This window comes from Flavobacterium sp. SP2 (assembly GCF_057626655.1).
The window spans coordinates 389,431-410,737 of sequence record NZ_JBVHBT010000002.1 but is presented as its reverse complement, the minus strand read 5'-3'; the positions used below and the strand labels follow the sequence as shown (position 1 = coordinate 410,737).

Here is a 21,307-nt window from a genome sequence, read left to right as displayed (position 1 = left end):
GCAAAAAATCTTTGTACCTTTGCGACTTTAAACTTTGCAACTGAAAAAATGATAGAAGATAAAAATCCGCAACGAACATCTCTTTCGCAATTGGGCGAATTTGGATTGATTGAACATTTGACAAAAAATTTTGATGTAAAAAATGCTTCAACCATAAAAAGTATTGGTGACGATGCTGCTGTTTTAGATTTTAAAGATAAAAAAGTAGTCGTTTCCACCGATTTATTGATTGAAGGTGTGCATTTTGATTTGTCTTACATGCCTTTACGCCATTTGGGTTATAAAGCAGTTGTAGTCAATGTTTCTGATATTTGCGCGATGAATGCGAAAGCGACACAAATAACGGTTTCAGTTGCAGTTTCTAATCGCTTTCCGCTAGAAGCATTGGAAGAATTATTTGACGGAATTGCTTTGGCTGCCAAATTTTACAACGTTGATGTTATTGGTGGCGATACTACTTCGTCACAAAAAGGTTTGATTATCTCAATTACAGCAATTGGTGAAGCAAATGAAGACGAAATTGTATACAGAAGTGGTGCGAAAGAAGGTGATTTATTAGTGGTTTCTGGCGATTTAGGTTCAGCTTACATGGGATTGCAGGTTTTGGAACGTGAAAAACAAGTGTTTCAAGTGAATCCTAACAATCAACCTGATTTGGACGCGTATACGTATTTGATTGAAAGACAATTAAAACCAGAAGCACGTCACGATATTAAAGTTTTACTAGAAAAATTAGAAGTAAAACCCACTTCTATGATTGACATTTCAGATGGATTATCGTCTGAAATCATTCATATTTGTAAACAAAGTAAAGTAGGTTGTAATTTATACGAAGAGAAAATTCCAGTTGATCCACAATTTATTAATGTCTGTGAAGAATTCAATATTGATTCTACAACCGTTGCTATTAATGGCGGTGAAGATTATGAGTTACTTTTCACTATTGCAATGGAAGACTTTGACAAAATAAAAGCCAATCCAAATTTTACCGTAATTGGTCATATGGTTCAAGAAAGTGAAGGAACGCATTTGATAACCAGAGCCAATACTAAAATTCCGCTAAAAGCTCGCGGTTGGAATGCTCTTGAGGAATAAAATTAAAAAAGGCTACAAAAATTATTTGTAGCCTTTTTAATTTATAGTTGGATAGAAAAACTATTCTTTGGTTTCACCAAGTTTTCGCTCTAATTCTGCCTGGAATTCTTCCATTACCGGTTTCATAGTGCTTTCTGGAATATCGGCAATACGAATGTACATTAAGCCATCAATTGCATTGTTAAAAAGTGGATCAACGTTAAATGCTACCAAACGCGCATTTTGTTTAATATATTTTTTTATCAAAACTGGTAAGCGTAAATTTCCTGGTTCTAGCTCGTCAATAATTTTATCGAATTTATTCAAATCGGCTTCGGCTTCGTCAAAAATAAAATCCTTGTCGGCATCCTTTAAACGAACTTTAAATTCCTTTTTTGGATGAACGTATTGTGCAATATACGGATCGTAGTAATTGGATTTCATGAATTCAATCATCAACGATTTTGAAAAATCTGAAAACTGATTGCTAATGCTTACTCCGCCCAGCAAAAATTTATGTTCTGGATAGCGCAGTGTGGTATGAATGATACCGCGCCACAATAAAAACAGCGGCATCGGTTTTTGTTGATAATCTTTAATAATGAAAGCGCGTCCCATTTCTATCGAATTTTGCATCATTTCATGAAGCTCACTTTCAAATCGAAACAAATCGTTGAGATAAAAACCTTCCATTCCGTATTTAGGAAAAATTTCAGAACCCAATCCCATTCGGTAAGCTCCAGCTACTTGTTTGGTTTCATCGTCCCAAAGGAACATATGGTAGTAGTAGTTGTCGTATTTATCTAAATCGATAGACTCATTAGTTCCTTCACCAACTTCTCTAAAAGTAATTTCTCGCAATCTACCTATTTCATGAATAACATTGGGAATGTTATCGGCTTTGGTAAAAAATACTTCATAGTTTTTACTTTGCAACAATCTACAATCGGTATCACGAAGTTTATTAACTTCATCAATCATTTTTTCTTGATTGGCTGGTGTTGCAATTTTCTTAGGACTTTTTGGTAATTTAAAATTGGGCACTGTCAAAAAGTTGCTGCCATCATTAAAGGAATTGGACAACATGTAGGTTTTTTTTCTTAAAAATTCAGAGTAATCTTCAATACTTTTGTGCTCATTTTGTTCGTTTACCGAAATTGGTTTCCCTATTCTAACTTTAATAACTCGATCTTTTTGAGTCAGTAATTCCGACGGAAGTTTTGCCGTTCTTAGGGTGTCGTCAATTTTAGAAAGTAAGTAAAACAACTTACTGTTTTTGGCATGAAAATAAATTGGAACAACAGGAACTTGGGCTTTACGAATAACTTTCATAGCGCCTTCTTCCCAAGGTTTATCAACCATCAATTTGTCATCTTTGTACGTAGAAACTTCTCCTGCCGGAAACATTCCCAATGGTTTTCCATCGCTAAGATGGCGCAACGTTTCTTTAATTCCTATCACGCTTGACTTGGCATCTTTATGATTTTCAAACGGATTTACAGGCATTATATAAGGTTTCATAGGTTCGATTCTATGAAGTAAAAAATTGGCTATAATTTTGAAATTAGGTTCGCGTTCTAGCATCAATTTCAATAATAAAATACCGTCTATTCCGCCAAGCGGGTGATTGGAAATGGTAATATAAGCACCATCTTTCGGCAAACGTTTCAAATCTTCTTCTGGAATTTCAAACTTTATCTGAAATTCATCTAAGATTGCGTTCAAGAATACTACATCTTTTAAATGTTTATTTCTGTCGTAAATTTTGTTTAAAGTAGAAATTTTCAAGACCTTCATTAGTAACCAGCCAGCAAAAGTTCCTAAAAACCCGTACTTTTCAGCGTTAATTGCCTTCGCAACTTCTTTAGCAGTAACTAATCCCATTTATTTTGTATCGTTTTTGAGTAAGAAACAAATATAGTAATTCTATTTGAAAGCATTTTTGTAAAATAACGAATTTCAAAAATTGGTTAAACATTTATTATAATTTTAAAGTTTTCACATAATTTTTCAGGTTTTTATTTACATTTGAAAATCATAAAAAGTCACTTAAATGAGAATTATTTCATACAATGTAAACGGAATTAGAGCCGCAATTACCAAAGGTTTTCTAGACTGGTTACAACAAGCAAACCCAGACGTAATCTGTCTTCAAGAAATAAAAGCAACCGAAGACCAAATTCCTACCAACGATATTACCGCAGCAGGTTATCCGTACCAGTACTATTTTTCTGCCAATAAAAAAGGATACAGCGGTGTTGCCATTTTGTCTAAGATCGAACCTAAGAAAATATTGTACGGAACTGGAATTGAAAGCATGGATTTTGAAGGAAGAAACCTTCGTGCCGATTTCGACGGAATTTCAATCATGTGTTTATACCTGCCTTCAGGAACCAATATTGACCGACTTGGGCACAAGTTCAACTATATGGATGAGTTTCAAGAATACATCAATAAGTTGAAAGTTGAGATTCCAAACTTGGTCATTTGTGGCGATTACAACATTTGCCATCAAGCCATCGACATTCACGATCCAATTCGCAACGCAACCGTTTCGGGATTTTTACCTCAAGAACGCAGTTGGTTGGATGGTTTTATGAAATCGGGTTTTATTGATAGTTTTCGTCATTTTAACAAGGATCCGCACCATTATTCGTGGTGGAGTTACCGCGCTGGAGCAAGAGGAAATAATAAAGGTTGGCGTATCGATTACAATTTGGTAAGCGAGAATTTGCGCGATAGAATGACACGTGCCGTAATCTTGCCCGAAGCAAAGCATTCCGATCATTGCCCGATTTTGGTAGAGATTGATTAGAAGCCAATCGCGCTGTACATTTCACTTTTTCGCATCAAAATTGGCTTTTTCTAACTGCAAAAAGAGCTTCCGTTGGTCGCTTTTTTGCACTAAGAAAAATCACAATTTTGGTGCGAAAAGAGTTTCATTTCCATCACGGCTAGATCAAAAGTCAATTTCAATTTCAAAAGTCAATTTCAAAAGTCAATTTCAATTTCAAAAGTCAAACACAAAAATCAATTTCAATTTCAAAAACACGAAACCGAATTTTGTCAACAACAATGTGAACAACAATATTTTCGGATAGATTAAAAACCAATTCGAACCTTTAAATTTACTTCGATTACATAAAACATAAAAAAGATGATTAAGAAAATTTCAGCAGGATTATTAATTCTGGCACTTTCAACTTCGTGCGTTTCTAAAAAAATATACAACGAGCTAGAAACTAAATACGCCGATTTAAAAAAAGAAAACCGAACACTAGCCGACGGCAACGAAGAATTAAATAAATCTAGAAATCAATTAGAATTAGATAAAAATGCCCTTACTGCCGAACGCGACAAACTAAAAGCCGAACGCGATAAACTAGTTGCCGATTTCGCTGCAGCCGACAAAAATCTTAAAACATTGCAAGCATCGTACAACGCTTTAGAAAAAGACAGTAACGAAGCTTTAACGGCTAATATTAACAAGAACAGAGAGTTACTTGCCCAGTTAGAAGCTAAAGAAAAAACATTGGCAGCCGAGCAAGATCGACTTAACAAATTAAAATCTGATCTTGAAGCAAGTTCAAAACGTTTAAGCGAACTTGAAGATTTTATTGCAGCTAAAGAAGCCAGCATGAAAAAGCTAAAAGAAACACTTTCTAAATCGCTAAAAGCATTTGAAGGAAAAGGCTTAACCGTAGAACAAAGAAACGGAAAAGTTTATGTTTCTATGGAAAACAAGTTGCTTTTTGGAACAGGAAGTTGGGCAGTTGGTGCTGAAGGAAAAACAGCTGTTGTTGCTGTTGGAAAAGTACTTGCCGATAACCCAGAAATTTCAGTATTAATAGAAGGGCATACCGATAATGATAAAATTCTTGGAAGTATTGGTGGCGGAGTAGAGAACAACTGGGATTTATCTACCAAGCGTGCCACAGCAATTGTAAACATTTTATCAGAGAATAAAGGGGTTAATAAACAAAATCTAACTGCCGCAGGAAGAGGAGAATTTGCACCATTAGTAAGCAACGATACACCAGAAGGAAAAGCCAAAAATCGTAGAATCGAGATTATTCTTACGCCAAAATTGGACGAAATCTCTAAAATGTTGAACGATTTATAATTTTTGATATGGAGCAACTGAATAACTTAATCCACGAACTTGAAATCAATATTAAAAATTTTGAAACAGTAAATTCTACAGTTTCAAATGCTAGTATTGGGTGGCATATCGATCATTGTTTGATTATTTTTTCTAGGGTTTTGACCGCTTTAGAACGATCAAATCCAGATGATTATAGGCCAAAGTTCAATTGGAAAAGAAGTTTAGTTTTTATGACAAATACTATTTCAAGAGGAAAAATAAAAGCGCCAAGTGTTGCTATACCTGAAGAAGTGTGTACTGAAAAATCGTTGTTAGAACATCTTGAAAAGGTGCGCAGGAAGTTAATATTATTGGATACTTTACCCAAAAATAGTTTTTTTCCACATCCATTTCTTGATGATTTGAATGTGAAACAAACCAAGAAATTTCTAGTCTTGCATACTACACATCATGTTAAAATTATTAGAGATATTCTAAAAAAATAAAGTTTCAAAGGTTCTAAGCTTCATCTTAGAACCTTTTTTTTGTCTTATTAATTTGGTTATCAATACAGAGAAAACGATTTCGTGAGTTTATATTTTTCTTAACTTTCTTTGTGTTTTTTGGCGTTCAAATTTTACTAATTTTGGCGCATCATGAGGGTATTTACATTTTTAGTTTTCTTCAGTTTTCTTTTGCTTGGCGGTAAGAGCTACGCTACTGTTTCTGAAAATCAAAAATGTACTTCTGTTTTTTCTAAAGATGGTTTTTCTCAAAATTATCAATTTAAAAATACAAACGAAAATCACACAATTACGGTTATTGAAGAAGCAAGCGTTGATTTTGAAGAAGAATTTCACCCTGAAAAGGATGCTAAAAATACTGCTAAACCCGTAAATTTTACTAGAGATTTTGGTTTAGTTCATTCATTTTATAATCAGGATCGACGACTTTCAAATTTGTATCCTTTCAACAGTCGTCAAGAGAGCTTTCCGTACCTAAACGGAAATTCTTGTCCTATTTACATTGTTCAGCAAGTTTTTAGAATTTGATTTACAGCTTACATCGGTTACCAATTCAACATGATGTTTGATGCTTTCTTGTGCCTATAATTTACTTTATTTGAACAGCTTCTTTATACATTTTTGGTATACCGATTATTTTTTATTTTAAAGAAATAATTCTATTTCTAATAATTCAATCGTTAAATTTTCAGTAGTATCATGAAGAAAAAACTCGTGTTCATGGGCTTTATTGCCATGTTGTGTCTTGCTAGTTGCACAACAAAAAAAGAAGAAAAAGAAGAATCAATTAAATTCACAGTTACCAATCCGGTAAAGATAGACACTTCATTTACCAAAGAATATGTCTCGCAAATACGCTCCTTTAGAAACATCGAAATTAGAGCACAAGAAAAAGGATTTCTTCAAAATATTTATGTAGACGAAGGACAGTTTGTAAAAGAAGGTCAGCTGTTGTTTAGAATTATGCCAAAAATTTATGAAGCCGAATTACTAAAAGCAAAAGCCGAATCTAAAGCTGCAGAAATTGAACTGCAAAACGCAAAGACATTAGCCGATAAAAATGTAGTTTCTAAAAGCGAACAATATATTGCCCAAGCAAAACTAGAACAAGCAAGAGCTGAAGTAGCTTTAGCAAAACTTCATTTATCATTCACCGAAATTAGAGCACCATTTTCAGGAACTATTGATAGAATTCCAAAAAAACTTGGTAGTCTTATTGAAGAAGGAGAATTATTGACCAGCCTTTCAGACAACAGTCAAATGTTTGCCTATTTTAATGTTTCCGAACCAGAATATTTAGAGTATCAAGCTAACAATAAGAACCATTCTAATACCAAAGTTAATTTGCGTCTTGCGAACAATGAACTATTTAATTCTCATGGTTATGTTGAAGTTATTGAAAGTGAATTTGATAACGAAACTGGAAATATTGCCTTTAGAGCACGATTCCCAAATCCAAATAAGTTATTGAAACATGGTGAAACAGGATCAGTTCAAATGACCATTCCTCTTAAAAATGCAATTGTAATTCCGCAGAAAGCTACCTATGAAATTCAAGATAAAAAGTTTGTGTTTGTGGTAGATAAAAACAATGTTTTAAAATCAAAGGAAATTACTATTACTGGTGAAATACCTGATTTATATGTTATTGCAAGTGGAATTGACGAGAATGATAAAATACTAATGGACGGTATTCAAAAGGTAAAAGATGATGATAAAATTAAGTACGAATACATAGCGCCAAATAAAGTCATTCATAATTTGCGATTAAAAGCCGAGTAGATTCCTATATTTTAGATTTTGTTTTAATTAAAAAAAATAAATAAATGTTTAATAAATTTATACAAAGACCTGTATTGTCGATAGTAATATCGCTAATAATTGTCTTTTTAGGAGTGTTGTCGGTTTTGAATTTACCGATTACGCAGTTTCCGTCCATTTCACCACCAATGGTAAATGTCACTGCCGATTATCCTGGATCTAATGGCGAATTGATGATCAAATCGGTGATTATTCCTCTTGAAAGAGCTTTAAATGGAGTTCCAGGAATGAAATACATGACTTCTGATGCTGGAAATGATGGTGAAGCAAGTATCCAAATCGTATTTAACTTAGGTACCGATCCCAATCAAGCAGCAATTAATGTTCAAAATCGTGTTGCTTCGGTTACCAATAAATTGCCTCCATTAGTAGTTCGCGAAGGTGTAAAAATTACTCGTGAAGTACCGAGTATGTTGATGTACGTAAATCTTTTTAGTACAGATAAAAATACCGACATGAAATTTTTATACAATTATGCCGACATCAATGTGTTGTCAGAATTGAAAAGGGTAAATGGTGTTGGTTCAGGAGATATTTTAGGAACACGTGAATACGCGATGCGTATTTGGTTAAAACCAGATCGAATGTTGGCTTACAAAATTTCTTCCGAAGAAGTTATGGAAGCGTTATCGAGTCAAAGTTTAGAGGCATCGCCTGGTAAAACCGGAGAAGCTTCGGGAAAAAGATCGCAAGCATTTGAATATGTATTAAAATATTCGGGTCGATTTACAACTAAGGAACAATATGAGAATATTGTCGTTAGATCCAATAGCAACGGAGAACTTTTGCGTTTAAAAGACATTGCCAAAATTGAATTTGGTAGTTCGATGTACGATATTTATTCTAACTTAAATGGTAAACCATCGGCTGCAATTGTATTAAAACAATCCTTTGGAAGTAATGCCAATCAGGTTATTAAAGATGTAAAAGCCAAACTAGAAAAAATCAAGCAAAAATTTCCAAAAGGAATGGATTACGAAATCTCGTATGACGTTTCAAAATTCTTAGATGCTTCTATCGAAAAAGTAATTCATACTTTAATTGAAGCCTTTATTTTGGTAGGATTAGTAGTTTTCCTTTTTCTTGGAGATTGGCGATCAACGGTTATTCCAGCAATTGCAGTTCCTGTTTCTTTGGTTGGAACTTTCGCCTTCATGACGTTCTTTGACATTTCGTTGAACTTAATTACGCTATTCGCTTTGGTTTTGGCAATTGGAGTCGTCGTCGATGATGCCATCGTAGTTATTGAAGCCGTCCATGCCAAGATGGAAGAAGAGCATTTATCAGCTTTGAAGGCTACCAAAAAAGCGATGCATGAAATTGCAGGAGCGATTATAGCAATTACATTCTTGATGGCTGCGGTATTCATTCCGGTTGCATTTATGTCTGGTCCAGTTGGAGTTTTTTACCGACAATTTTCAATTACAATGGCAACGGCGATTATACTTTCTGGTATTGTAGCATTGACTTTAACGCCTGCTCTTTGTGCGATTATGTTAAAAAATAATCATGGTAAACCAAAAAAGAGAACACCAGTAAATATTTTTATTGATGGTTTTAACAACAAGTTTAATTTAGTACAAGGTAAATATGAAAATGTATTAGGTAAAATTATAAACCGAAGAGCAATTACTGTTTTTGCACTTGTAGCATTTTGCGCAGGAACTTGGTTAGTTAGTAGCACAGTTCCTTCCGGATTTATTCCAAATGAGGACCAAGGAATGTTTTATGCTATTATTCAAACACCTCCAGGTTCGTCATTAGAAAGAACTAACAATATTGCCGAAAAATTGCAACAAGAAGCGGAGAAAATAGATGGCGTAAAATCGGTTTCATCGCTTGCTGGTTATGAAATTCTAACAGAAGGTACTGGAGCGAATGCAGGAACTTGCTTGATAAATCTTAAAGATTGGGACGATAGAAAAGAATCGGTTCAAGAGATTATGAAAGATCTTGAGGAAAAATCGAAAGATATTCCTGGTGCCAATATCGAATTTTTTCAACCGCCTGCAGTTCCGGGATATGGAGCAGCTGGAGGATTTGAGCTTCGTTTGCTAGACAAAACCGGCACTAGTGATTTCAAAAAACTTGAAGCTGTCAATAAAGACTTTGTAGAAGAATTAAACAAGCGTCCTGAATTATCAAATGTTTTTAGTTTTTTTAGCGCTAGTTTTCCGCAGTATATGATGAAAGTCGATAATGATATTGCACAACAAAAAGGAGTTTCAATTGAAAATGCAATGACTACGCTATCAACTCTTGTTGGAAGTAATTATGAAATTAGTTTTATTAAATACGGAATTAACTATAAAGTAATTGTTCAAGCAGCGCCAGAATATCGTGCACAACCAGATGATATTTTGAAGCTTTACGTAAAAAATAATCGTGATGAAATGGTACCTTTTTCTGCTTTTATGCGCTTAGAAAAAGTATATGGTCTTTCAGAAATCACAAGACATAATATGTATACTTCTACTGAAATTTCTGGTGGAGCAGCTTCTGGATATAGTTCTGGTACTGCTATTAAAGTTATTCAAGAAGTTGCTGCCAAAACATTACCTCGTGGGTATGATATTGATTGGGCTGGTATTTCTGCCGATGAGGTAGCACAAGGAAATCAAGCAATATGGGTATTCTTGATTTGTTTAGGATTTGTATACTTGGTTTTAGCAGCGCAATACGAAAGTTTTATTTTGCCCTTATCGGTAATTCTTTCTTTACCAGCAGGAATTTTTGGAGCGTTCTTGTTGTTGAAATTTACAGGATTAGAAAACAATATTTATGCTCAAGTTGCCATGGTAATGCTTATTGGTTTGCTGGGTAAAAACGCAGTACTTATTGTTGAATTCGCTGTACAACGACACGCAGCAGGAAAATCGGTTATTGAAGCCGCAATGGAAGGAGCCAAAGCAAGGTTACGTCCTATTTTGATGACTTCTTTCGCGTTTATAGCCGGATTACTTCCGCTTGCATTTGCAACTGGTCCTGGAAAAATTGGAAACAGAACTATCGGTACTGCAGCAGCAGGAGGAATGCTTATAGGAACAGTTTGCGGAGTACTATTAATTCCTGGTTTATATTACATATTTGCAAGAATTGCTGAGCGCATTAAGCTTGTTAAAAAAGAAGAAGAAAATCCATTAACTGAAGAAATTGATAACAATGAAGTTCAAAAATTATAAATATATACTACTGCTAAGCATAGGTTTGGCAGTAGTAAGTTGTAAAGCTCCAGCAATTGAGCCGACAAAAGCAAGTCCGGAAATACCCGAATCTTTTGTAAGCAGCAAGGACACCAATACTATTGCAAGTACGCCTTGGAAAAATTTCTATAAGGATAAAAATCTTGCAGATTTGATCGATGTCGCTCTAAAAAATAATCAAGAGTTGCTGATTACTTTGCAAGAAATTGAAATTGCAAGAAATGATATTCGAGTAAAAAAAGGTGCTTTATTGCCAATGGTTGGAGTAAAAGCTGGAGCTGGAGTAGAAAAAGTAGGACGATACACAAGTCAAGGTGCTGGTGATGCTTCAACTGAAATTATGCCAGGAAAGGAATTTCCAGAACCGTTGCAAGATTATACTTTGGCTGCTTATGCGCATTGGGAAGTTGATATTTGGAAAAAATTGCGCAATTCTAAGAAAGCCGCAGTTAGCAGATATTTAGCAACTGTTGAGGGCAAAAACTTTGTAATTACCAATCTTGTTGCTGAGGTTGCCGATTCGTATTACGAATTAATTTCTCTAGACAGTCAGTTGGAAATTGTAAGACAAAATATCAATTTGCAAACCAATGCTTTAGAAATTGTAAAAGTTCAAAAAGAAGCTGCTAGAGCAACTGAATTGGCGGTACAAAAATTTCAAGCAGAAGTATATTCGTCCAAAAGTAGGGAGTTTGAAATTTTGCAAAGAATTAAAGAAACTGAAAACACCATCAACTTTTTATTAGGTCGTTATCCGCAGGAAATTCCTAGAGATAAAACCAATTTTTTAAGTTTGATGCCCAACAATGTAACTTCTGGAATTCCAGCCCAATTATTGTCAAACCGTCCTGATATTAAACAAGCAGAACTTGAACTTGCAGCAGCTAAATTGGATGTAAAATCGGCTCGTGCTGAGTTTTATCCATCGTTAGACATCTCAGCATCTTATGGATTGCAAGCTTTTAAACCCAACTATTTGTTTACACTTCCAGAATCCTTATTGTATTCTTTGGCAGGAGATTTGGCAGCACCATTGATTAACAGAAATGCCATAAAAGCAGAATATAAAAATGCCAATGCACGTCAGCTACAAGCATTGTATAACTATGAACGAACTATTTTAAATGCTTATTTGGAAGTGGCTGCGCAGTTGTCAAAAATTAGCAATTTGGAAAATAGTTATAACTTGAAATCAAAACAAGTTGATGCTTTAAATAAATCAATTGATGTATCTAATGATTTGTTTAAATCGGCTCGTGTTGACTATTTTGAAGTATTGATGACGCAACGCGATGCGCTGGAGTCTAAACTAGAATTGATTGAGACCAAGAAAGAACAACTAAACGCCACAGTTCACATCTACCGAAACCTTGGTGGCGGTTGGAAATAAGAAGTTGGTTATTCTTAGGAGTCGGTCGTAATGATCGGCTCTTTTTTTATAATTTTTATTTTGTTTAACAATCGTTACTATTAAATTCATTTATGATACTGTATTTTTGCAATTCTAAATTTAATCCGTCAATATGAAATTTACTACGCTTCCAAATACCGATATAAAAATTAGTACCATTTGTTTAGGAACCATGACTTTTGGCAATCAGAATTCTGAAGCCGAAGCGCATTCACAATTAGATTATGCTGTTGAAAGAGGAATCAATTTTCTTGATACTGCCGAAATGTATCCTATTGGTGGGAATGCTCAAATTTTTGGAAGTACCGAACGTCAAATTGGAACGTGGATTAACAAAATTGGAACATCCGAAAGAGAAAAAATTGTTGTGGCAACCAAAATTGCCGGTCCAAATCGTGGTATGGAATACATCAGACAGCCTTTGGATTTTTCTAAAAAAAACATTCACGAAGCGGTGGAATTGAGTTTGAAAAATCTTCAGACAGACTACATCGATTTGTATCAAATGCATTGGCCCGAACGTGTAATGAACATGTTTGGACAGCGAGGTTTAGTAGACATTGATACCAAATGGCAAGATAATTTTTTCGAAGTTTTATCGGTTTATGATGGATTGATTAAAGAAGGAAAAATTAAAAGCATTGGTGTTTCTAACGAAAATCCGTTTGGGGTAATGCGTTTTTTACAAGAAAGCGAAAAGCATAATTTACCTCGAATTGCCACAATTCAAAATCCATATTCGCTGTTGAATCGTCTTTTTGAAGTAGGTTTATCCGAAATTTGTATCCGTGAAAATGTCGGATTATTGGCGTATTCTCCGCTTGGATTTGGAGTGCTTTCGGGCAAATATTTAGACGGAATAAATCCGCAATACCGAATGGCAAGATTCCCACAATTTACAAGGTATGTTGGCGAAAATGCTACCAAAGCAACGCGATTGTATAAAGAATTGGCCGAAGCCAATGGATTGACGATTTCTCAAATGGCATTGGCGTTTGTAAACCAAAGAAACTTTGTAATGTCAACTATTATTGGTGCTACAACTTTAGAGCAATTGAAATCTAATATTGATGCATTTGATACTGTTTTGTCAAATGAAATTCTACTTGAAATAGAGAAAATTCAGGAGTTAATTCCTAATCCAGCGCCTTAAATTTTTAGATTTTCAAAGTGTTGGTTTTGTCATTTCGACGAAGGAGAAATCGCATAAAGTAAATAGCTAGTGTGATTTCTCCTTCGTCGAAATGACAAAATGTATTTTACAATTTAATATGAATCGCCTCAAGTGCTTCGTCACCAATAACACTGGCTTTATGTCCGTGAATTGTATCTTTAGATTCTATGGAATCAGGTAAATTGTCTTGAGCTATAAAGGACTCGCCAACATTGAAAATTTTGAAATCACCATTTTGTAATTCAATTTTCAAACTACCTTTTAGGATTAGAATAAATGTGGCATCGCCAGCCAAATGAAAATCGGTGGAATAACCAGCATCACTTTTTCTAAGGCGAAAATTTTTAGCAGCAATTTGATCGGTTAAGAACATTCCGCCTCGTTGATTTACATCAAATTCTACTTCTGAAAAAATTGAAATTCCTTGCTCGTTGGTTGTAATTGTCGCTATTGTAAAAGGTTTGTTTATCAAGTTTTCAAGTTTCTATTTGTAATTCAAAATTACGGATTCGTTTACAATTAAATCTGTGATTTAAGAATTTATTGCACGACTAATTTAGTTGTATAACTTGCACCATTTGAAGCTTCAATAGCAACTAGATAAATTCCACTAGATAAATTTGAAGTAGCCACAGCATTTTCTTGTGTATTTTCTAGTTTTTTGGATAGAAGTAATTTCCCAGATAAATCGGTAATTTCAATATTTGTAGCCAAAAGAGAAGCAGATGATTTTATAAAAAAACTATCGTTTGCCGGATTTGGATACAACGAAAAACCATTATTTTCAAACTCAGAATTGGAAAGTGAAGAATCAATAACTTTATAAATTGTACCGCCAGCTGAAGCTACATACAATTCACCGTTTAAATCTTCTCCAAAGGTTGTAAAATTGTTATTTCCACTAAAAGTCGCTGAATAGGTAATTGTATTACTTGAGTTTACATAACCAATTCGGTTTTGACAATAATCGGCAAAGAAATACTTGTTTTGGAAGTTTGGATACATTGTTCCAGTATAAAAATAACCTCCAGTTATAGAGCAACCGCCGCTAGAATGCTGATATTGCGCTACAGGCATCGTTAGATTTCCAACAGGAACGCAACCTCCGGTATTGTAGGCTACTGTACCTTCATAACAACGCCATCCGAAATTTAAACCCGTATTTGGTAACGGACTTGCTATTTTATTAATTTCTTCAACTACATCCTGACCTACATCGCCAATCCATAAATCACCGTTCAATCGGTTAAACGAAAATTTCCATGGATTTCTCATTCCGATTGCCCAAATTTCATCATTTCCTGCAATGCCAACATACGGATTGGTTGCAGGTGAAGTATAAAATGGTGCGACGGTAGAGTTTACATCAATTCGTAACATTTTTCCGAGATTGGTGTTTATGTTTTGCGCTCTATTTTCTGGATCGCCAGCAAGACCGCCATCGCCCATACCTATATATAAATAACCATCTGGTCCAAATTTTAAAGTGCCACCATTATGGTTGGAGTAAGGTTGCGCAATTGTCATTAAAATGGTGCCGGTTGTGCTTGCAATATTGGAATCAGTACTTACCGAATACCTAGCAATTACAGTATTCCCGACAGTATTGGTATAATTCACAAAGAAAAATCCGTTGGATGCATAATTGGGATGAAAAGCTAAACCTAGCAATCCGCGTTCACCACCAGAGCTAATTAAAGTGGATAAATTTAAAAATGGTGTGGCATTAATCGTTCCGTTGGGATTTAAAATTCGAATTAATCCGCCTTGTTGTACTACAAATAGGCGACTGTCATTAGCAGGATGCGTAATTTCTACAGGACTCGAAAATCCAGTTGCGAAAGATTGTATTGCAACGGTTTGAGAATATCCAGCAACAGAAAGTAGCATTAGTGAAATAAGTAGTTTCGTTTTCATATAGGTAAAAGTTAATTTTTGCTTGGTACTATACCAATCTGCCGACAGGCAGGTGTTATCGCCTTTTTATCGGGGTTTGTTTGCACAAACTTATAGTAAGTGGCGATTTCATAGCAAATGATTTAGAAAAGTAAAGTTACAAAAAAATCCAATAAATTAATAATGAATTAGTTGTGATTGTTTATTGGCTGTAAACAATTTGATGCCAAGCACTAAAATCTTTTCAGATATAAATACTACTTTTGACATTTGTCACGTTATTATAGATTATGTTGAAAAATAGTTTTTTATGGATGTTGCTATTTGGTTTTTCGAGCTTTTTTGCTCAAGAAATCGAAACGCCATACAAAAACAAAAAAATTCCTTTCTCCAAAGACACCATTTTGGTAGATAATGTTAGTATCAACAAAGCCTTTTTTAAATTGTTAGATAATAATGGTACTGAAATAGATACTTCATTTTATAAAATCGATTTTCAAAAAGCAAAATTAATTTTTAAAAGTGACTCTATTGCCACCGATTCTATTTCGATTAGGTATTTAAAATTCCCTGATTTTCTTACCAAAACCTATTCTATTTACGATGATAGTAAAGTAATTCCTAATGAAGCAGGAAATCTATATTCTATAAAAAGAGATAACCTAAAAGCTTTTAAACCCTTTGATGGGCTCAATACTTCGGGAAGTATTACACGCGGAATTACGGTGGGAAACAATCAAAGTTCGGCTGTAAATTCTAATTTAGATTTGCAAATTACGGGAAAAATTTCGAGTACCATTTCACTTCGAGCTTCAATTCAAGATAGCAATATTCCGTTGCAAGATGGCGGATATTCACAGCGATTAGATGAATTTGATCAAATTTTTATCGAATTATTTTCAAACAATTGGAACATCCGTGCTGGAGATTTATTTTTAGAAAACAGACAGTCAAAGTTCTTAAATTTCAACAAGAAAGTGCAAGGTTTATCAACCCGATTTCAATTTGGAACTCCAGAAAATAAGACCGAAATTTTCGCAGCTGGTGCATTGGTTCGAGGGCAATATTCCAAAAGCAGTTTTACCGGACAAGAAGGAAATCAAGGTCCATATAAACTTCGAGGAAATAATGGCGAATTGTATGTGCTTGTAATTTCGGGTTCTGAACGCGTTTTTGTAAACGGAATTCTGTTAAAAAGAGGTGAAAGTAACGATTATATTATTGATTATAATGCTGGCGAAATTATTTTTACTTCAGTATTTCCTATTACATCCGAAATGCGAATCGTGGTTGAGTATCAATTCTCTGATCGAAATTTCACACGTTTTGTAACGTATGGAGGCGCAACACACACGTCAGAAAAATGGAGTATTGGCGGCTTTATTTATTCTGAAAATGATGTAAAAAACCAGCCGTTACAGCAAAATTTATCAACAGAACAAGTTGAAATTCTTAAAAATGCAGGCGACGATTCGACACAAATGAATGCACCATCGGCCTACATTGATTCTTATTCTGAAAACAAAATATTATACGAAAAAGTACTAGTTGGCAGCCAAGAAATTTTTCAATATTCTAATGACGAAACCGATGTATTATATAATGTACGATTTTCGCTTGTTGGAAACAATTTGGGAAATTATATTTTATCCAACAACAACGCGGTAGGAAAAATATATGAATATGTAGCGCCAGTAGCTGGAGTTTTGCAAGGAAATTACGAACCTATAACACGATTAATCGCACCAACCAAAATTCAAATAGCTACGTTATTAGGAAAATACAATCCATCTGAACAAACTACTGCCGATTTTGAAATTGGAATAAGCAATAACGATTTAAACTTATATTCTGCAATTGATGACAACAACAATAAAGGAATTGCGGCTAAGTTAAATGCAAAACAACGACTTTTTACAAGAAAGAAATTCAATGTTGATGCCTTTGCGAATTACCAATTGATTCAAGAAAATTTCAAAACCATCGAACGATTGTTTACAATAGAATTCAACCGTGATTGGAATTTAACTACAATTTCAGGCAATCAGAGCTTGTTAATAACCGGTTTCAATTTTGATTTTATAGAAAAAGGAACAGCCAAATACCAATTAGAAAAGCTTGACTTCTCCAATAATTTTTCAGGAACACGTCATGTTATCCAAGGACTTTTTAAACAAAAAAACGTTACAATTCAACAAAATGCAAGTTATTTAAAAAGTACCGGAACCATTTCTAACACCACTTTTTTAAGAAATCAAACCGATGCTAAATTCCAATTCAAAAAAAATTGGATTGGAACCACTTTTCGATTAGAAGACAATCAAGAAAAACTTGCGGTTACCAACCAATTATCAACGTTAAGCCAGCGTTTTTCAGAAGTTGGCGCTTTTATTGGTCGTGGTGACAGTACAAAAGTATATGCCGAATTAGGGTATTTTCGTCGCAATAACGACAGTTTGCAAAACGGATTTCTGCAACGTGTTAACACTTCTAATTCGTACTATTTAAAATCGAAACTAATTCAAAACGAGAAAACCAACTTATCACTTTTCATAAATTATAGACGGTTAAATTTTACCGATACTACGCTACCAACCGAACCATCGCTGAACTCAAGATTACTTTACAACGATAATTTTTTCAGTCAGTTAATCCAATCAACTTCAGCCTACGAAACCGCTTCTGGAACCATTGCACAACAAGAATTTACCTATCTAGAAGTGAATCCAGGTCAAGGAGTTTATGCTTGGATTGACTACAACAACAACGGAATTCAAGAGTTACAAGAGTTTGAAATTGCTCCTTTCCCAGATCAAGCAAAATATGTACGCGTATTTTTGCCCAATCAAGTATTTGTGAAAACGCATCAAAATAAATTCTCGCAATCCATTACATTAAGTCCGTCAAAATGGATAAATGAAAAAGGGTTTAAGAAATTGTTATCCCACTTTTACAACCAAACCTCTTTTTCTCTTGACCGCAAAATCGAACGAAATTCCGATAATTTCAATCTGAATCCGTTTGAAACTACTAATGATAATTTACTTGGTTTAAATACCAATTTTCGTAATAGTTTGTTCTTCAATCGTGGTAAGCAGCAAAACTCCATTACTTTAAACATTTTAAACAATAAAGTCAAAACCCTATTATCCATAGGTTCGCAACAAAACAGCACTTTTACCACACAGCTACAATATGCGCATTTGTATAAAAAAAGCTGGTTGTTCAATCTCAATACCTCTTCATCCAAAGCTACCAGCACATCAGATAATTATGCCAGCAGAAATTTCGAATTGCAAAGCGATGCCATCGAGCCAAAAATTTCGTATCTGTTTACAAAAAATACCAGCTTAGCATTATTTTATGATTATCAAGAAAAGAAGAATACCATAAACGATCAAGAGCAACTCAAGCAACAGCGCGTCGGAATGGCGTTTACCTATTCTAGCGAGAAAAAAGTTACCATCAACGGCGAATACTCTTTGTACAATAACGATTTTACTGGAAACCAATTATCACCAGTTGCTTTTCAAATGTTAGAAGGACTTCAAGCAGGAAAAAACAGTACTTGGCGGTTGCTTTTACAAAAAAATCTGACGCAATATCTTGACATAAACATCAATTATCAAGGTCGAAAATCAGATACAAGCGACACCATTCATACCGGAAATGTCCAATTGCGCGCTTTCTTTTAGAAGCAAATGGCTCGGGCTTTATCAATCAACCTTATTCCTGCTGTCCATTTCAATCCTTTGGTTGGGGTTTTTGCGTAGCAAAAACCCCAACCAAAGGATTTTCTTTACCATCAGGGCTAGATTACTTTTCATTTTAACTCTTGTAAATTAATTTCTTACAAATATTTTTAGCATCAGTATGTTAATTGTAACTAAAAATCATTAATTTTAAATAGTTTAACCAATTAACAGACATTATGAAATCAACGATTCTCGAAAACCAACTAAAAAAGATTACAACTAGGAGTAAAAAATTAATGCTACTATGTTTCGTATTTGCATTCACAAATACAATCTTCGCTCAAGAAGCAAAAACAAAAGCGACAAAAGCTAAGACAAAGACTGAAAAAGCAGTAGCCGACAAAAAAGAAAAACTGAAAACCGAAAAGACGACTGCAAAAAAGGATGTTGCCAAAGCTAAATCTGATGCAAGTAAATCGGTGGCTAAAGCCAAAACTGATGCAACAAAATTGAAAAAAGACGGAACACCAGATAAACGATATAATGACGCCGCAGATGCCAAAGTAGCGAAAGCCAAGAAAGAGGCAAAAGATAAAGTCACTAAGGCAGATGCAAAGTCAGATGCGAAAGTCGCAAAAGCTAAAACTGATGTAAAAACTGCTAAAGCAAAAGTTAAAAAAACCGCTGCTGAAGAAAAAGAAGACATGAAAGAAACGGCTGCGTCAAAAGCTGCTGAGAAAAAAGTAGCCGACAAAGCAACTGGAAAATACAAAGGGAAAAAAGTATTCACAGGTCCAAAAGGTGGAAAATACTACATCAATAAAAACGGAAACAAAACCTATATTGATCGAGACGCAGAAGAGTAAATTAGCATTATCTTAAATCAATTCGTTTTAAGCACAAATTTTTACGAATTTGATGGCAAAAATCAATTATTTTTAGCGAATTAAACGACATTTTGCAGAAATATAAAAAAGCAGTTTTCTTCATCAGAAAACTGCTTTTTTTGTTTATCAAAATCACCAAAATAACTTCGAAAAAAGAGTACGAAAACTTGCGTAAAAATACTTTAAAAGCCTTATTACTAAAGGTTTTTTGTAAATTGCACAAACATAAACAATTGTTAAACAAATAGTTATGAGAATCACGGAAACGAGTAGTATTCCTACACATTGTTAAAAACTAAAGCCGATTGTCAATAACTTTGACTTTCATTTTCACTAAAAAATACCAATCTTTGTAACTCTCGAAATAAGTTAAAAATATCTTAAAAAAATCAAAAATGAGCTTCATAGAACCTATCCTTCAAGAAAACAAAAATCGCTTTGTGATTTTCCCTATCAAACACCACGATATTTGGGAATGGTATAAAAAAATGGAAGCAAGTTTCTGGACTGCAGAAGAAATAGATTTATCGCAAGACTTGAGCGACTGGAACAATAAATTGAATCATGATGAAAAATATTTCATCAAACACATTCTTGCTTTTTTCGCCGCTTCAGACGGAATTGTAAACGAAAATCTTGCTGAGAATTTTGTAAACGAAGTACAATATGCTGAAGCAAAATTCTTTTATGGTTTTCAAATCATGATGGAAAACATCCATAGCGAGACTTACTCGTTATTGATTGATACCTATGTGAAAGACGAAGCTGAAAAAGATGAATTATTCAACGCATTAGAAGTTTTTCCTGCAATTAGGAAAAAAGCAGATTGGGCTTTAAAATGGATTGAATCAGATTCTTTTGCTGAGCGATTGATTGCTTTTGCAGCTGTTGAAGGTATCTTTTTCTCTGGTGCATTTTGTTCGATTTATTGGTTGAAAAAACGCGGATTAATGCCAGGATTAACCTTTTCTAACGAATTAATCTCTCGTGACGAAGGTGTTCATTGTGATTTTGCCGTGCATTTACACAACCACCATTTAGTTAACAAAGTTCCAAAAGAGCGTATCAGAACCATCATTGTTGATGCTTTAAATATTGAAAGAGAGTTTATTACAGAATCACTTCCTGTTTCTTTAATAGGAATGAACGCTACTTTAATGACGCAATATTTAGAATTTGTGGCTGATAGACTTTTAGTAGAATTGGGTTGCGACAGAGAATATAACACTTCAAATCCGTTCGATTTTATGGACATGATTTCGTTACAAGGAAAAACCAATTTCTTTGAGAAAAAAGTAGCCGAATACCAAAAAGCTGGTGTAATGAACACCGATAGCGAAGCACAAAAAATTAGTTTCGACGCCGATTTTTAATTTCTCGCCAAAGCATGAATGTATTTAAAACATTTCTCGCAAAGTCGCAAAGACGCAAAAGGAATTACCTTTAATAAATAGAGTTAAAAGCTTTGCGACTTTGCGTCTCTGCGAGAGTAAAAAAATTAAAAACCAAGATTACAAGATTACCCAAACCATCGAAGT

At 34.3% G+C, this 21,307-nt stretch carries 15 protein-coding genes; 12 read left to right on the top strand and 3 right to left on the bottom strand.

The genetic code is table 11. From position 1 onward, the window contains the following. The first annotated feature begins 48 nt into the window (after nucleotides 1–48). Nucleotides 49–1,095, top strand: a complete 1,047-nt coding sequence (thiL, locus tag ACZ098_RS06285) for a thiamine-phosphate kinase (protein ID WP_487310890.1) — start codon at nucleotides 49–51, stop codon at nucleotides 1,093–1,095. 60 nt (nucleotides 1,096–1,155) lie between these two features. Here thiL and ACZ098_RS06280 read toward each other — a convergent pair whose 3' ends face one another. Beyond that, nucleotides 1,156–2,958, bottom strand: coding sequence for a GNAT family N-acyltransferase (locus tag ACZ098_RS06280; RefSeq protein WP_487310889.1), 1,803 nt, complete (start codon nucleotides 2,956–2,958; stop codon nucleotides 1,156–1,158). A gap of 169 nt (nucleotides 2,959–3,127) precedes the next feature. Between ACZ098_RS06280 and ACZ098_RS06275 the strand changes: the two genes are divergently transcribed. The 8 genes from ACZ098_RS06275 to ACZ098_RS06240 all read left to right on the top strand — a co-directional run bounded on the left by ACZ098_RS06275 (nucleotide 3,128) and on the right by ACZ098_RS06240 (nucleotide 13,270). Beyond that, nucleotides 3,128–3,889 carry an exodeoxyribonuclease III gene (locus tag ACZ098_RS06275; protein ID WP_487310888.1) on the top strand — a complete coding sequence of 254 codons (762 nt, stop codon included), beginning with the start codon at nucleotides 3,128–3,130 and terminating at the stop codon, nucleotides 3,887–3,889. A gap of 342 nt (nucleotides 3,890–4,231) precedes the next feature. Then, entirely contained in the window at nucleotides 4,232–5,197 is a 966-nt protein-coding gene (locus tag ACZ098_RS06270) for an OmpA family protein (protein ID WP_487310887.1), read from the top strand. Between the two features lie 8 nt (nucleotides 5,198–5,205). Continuing rightward, the gene (locus ACZ098_RS06265; protein ID WP_487310886.1) at nucleotides 5,206–5,664 is read left to right on the top strand and encodes a hypothetical protein; all 459 of its coding nucleotides are present in this window, start codon (nucleotides 5,206–5,208) and stop codon (nucleotides 5,662–5,664) included. A 150-nt stretch (nucleotides 5,665–5,814) separates the two neighbouring features. Then, complete coding sequence (locus tag ACZ098_RS06260) at nucleotides 5,815–6,210, top strand: hypothetical protein (RefSeq protein WP_487310885.1); 396 nt, start codon at nucleotides 5,815–5,817, stop codon at nucleotides 6,208–6,210. Between the two features lie 171 nt (nucleotides 6,211–6,381). Beyond that, entirely contained in the window at nucleotides 6,382–7,464 is a 1,083-nt protein-coding gene (locus ACZ098_RS06255) for an efflux RND transporter periplasmic adaptor subunit (RefSeq protein ID WP_487310884.1), read from the top strand. Nucleotides 7,465–7,508: 44 nt separating this feature from the next. After that, nucleotides 7,509–10,685 carry an efflux RND transporter permease subunit gene (locus ACZ098_RS06250; RefSeq protein WP_487310883.1) on the top strand — a complete coding sequence of 1,059 codons (3,177 nt, stop codon included), beginning with the start codon at nucleotides 7,509–7,511 and terminating at the stop codon, nucleotides 10,683–10,685. Further along, complete coding sequence (locus ACZ098_RS06245; protein ID WP_487310882.1) at nucleotides 10,666–12,096, top strand: TolC family protein; 1,431 nt, start codon at nucleotides 10,666–10,668, stop codon at nucleotides 12,094–12,096. The genes ACZ098_RS06250 and ACZ098_RS06245 overlap by 20 nt, the downstream gene beginning before the upstream one ends. A 133-nt stretch (nucleotides 12,097–12,229) precedes the next feature. Then, nucleotides 12,230–13,270: an aldo/keto reductase gene (locus tag ACZ098_RS06240; protein ID WP_487310881.1), complete on the top strand. Its 1,041-nt coding sequence runs from the start codon at nucleotides 12,230–12,232 to the stop codon at nucleotides 13,268–13,270. A gap of 106 nt (nucleotides 13,271–13,376) precedes the next feature. Here the strand turns inward: ACZ098_RS06240 and ACZ098_RS06235 are convergent, their stop codons facing one another. Continuing rightward, on the bottom strand, nucleotides 13,377–13,763 hold the full coding sequence (locus tag ACZ098_RS06235; RefSeq protein WP_487310880.1) for a cupin domain-containing protein: 387 nt from the start codon (nucleotides 13,761–13,763) through the stop codon (nucleotides 13,377–13,379). A gap of 68 nt (nucleotides 13,764–13,831) precedes the next feature. Further along, nucleotides 13,832–15,208: a PQQ-dependent sugar dehydrogenase gene (locus tag ACZ098_RS06230; RefSeq protein ID WP_487310879.1), complete on the bottom strand. Its 1,377-nt coding sequence runs from the start codon at nucleotides 15,206–15,208 to the stop codon at nucleotides 13,832–13,834. Nucleotides 15,209–15,477: 269 nt separating this feature from the next. On the opposite strand from ACZ098_RS06230, the gene ACZ098_RS06225 reads away from it, so the two are divergent. The 3 genes from ACZ098_RS06225 (at nucleotide 15,478) to ACZ098_RS06215 (ending at nucleotide 21,142) form a co-directional block, all read left to right on the top strand. After that, nucleotides 15,478–18,882, top strand: a complete 3,405-nt coding sequence (locus ACZ098_RS06225; protein ID WP_487310878.1) for a hypothetical protein — start codon at nucleotides 15,478–15,480, stop codon at nucleotides 18,880–18,882. A 236-nt stretch (nucleotides 18,883–19,118) separates the two neighbouring features. After that, the gene (locus tag ACZ098_RS06220; RefSeq protein ID WP_487310877.1) at nucleotides 19,119–19,748 is read left to right on the top strand and encodes a hypothetical protein; all 630 of its coding nucleotides are present in this window, start codon (nucleotides 19,119–19,121) and stop codon (nucleotides 19,746–19,748) included. Nucleotides 19,749–20,164: 416 nt separating this feature from the next. After that, complete coding sequence (locus ACZ098_RS06215; protein WP_487310876.1) at nucleotides 20,165–21,142, top strand: ribonucleotide-diphosphate reductase subunit beta; 978 nt, start codon at nucleotides 20,165–20,167, stop codon at nucleotides 21,140–21,142. The last annotated feature ends 165 nt before the right edge of the window (nucleotides 21,143–21,307 follow it).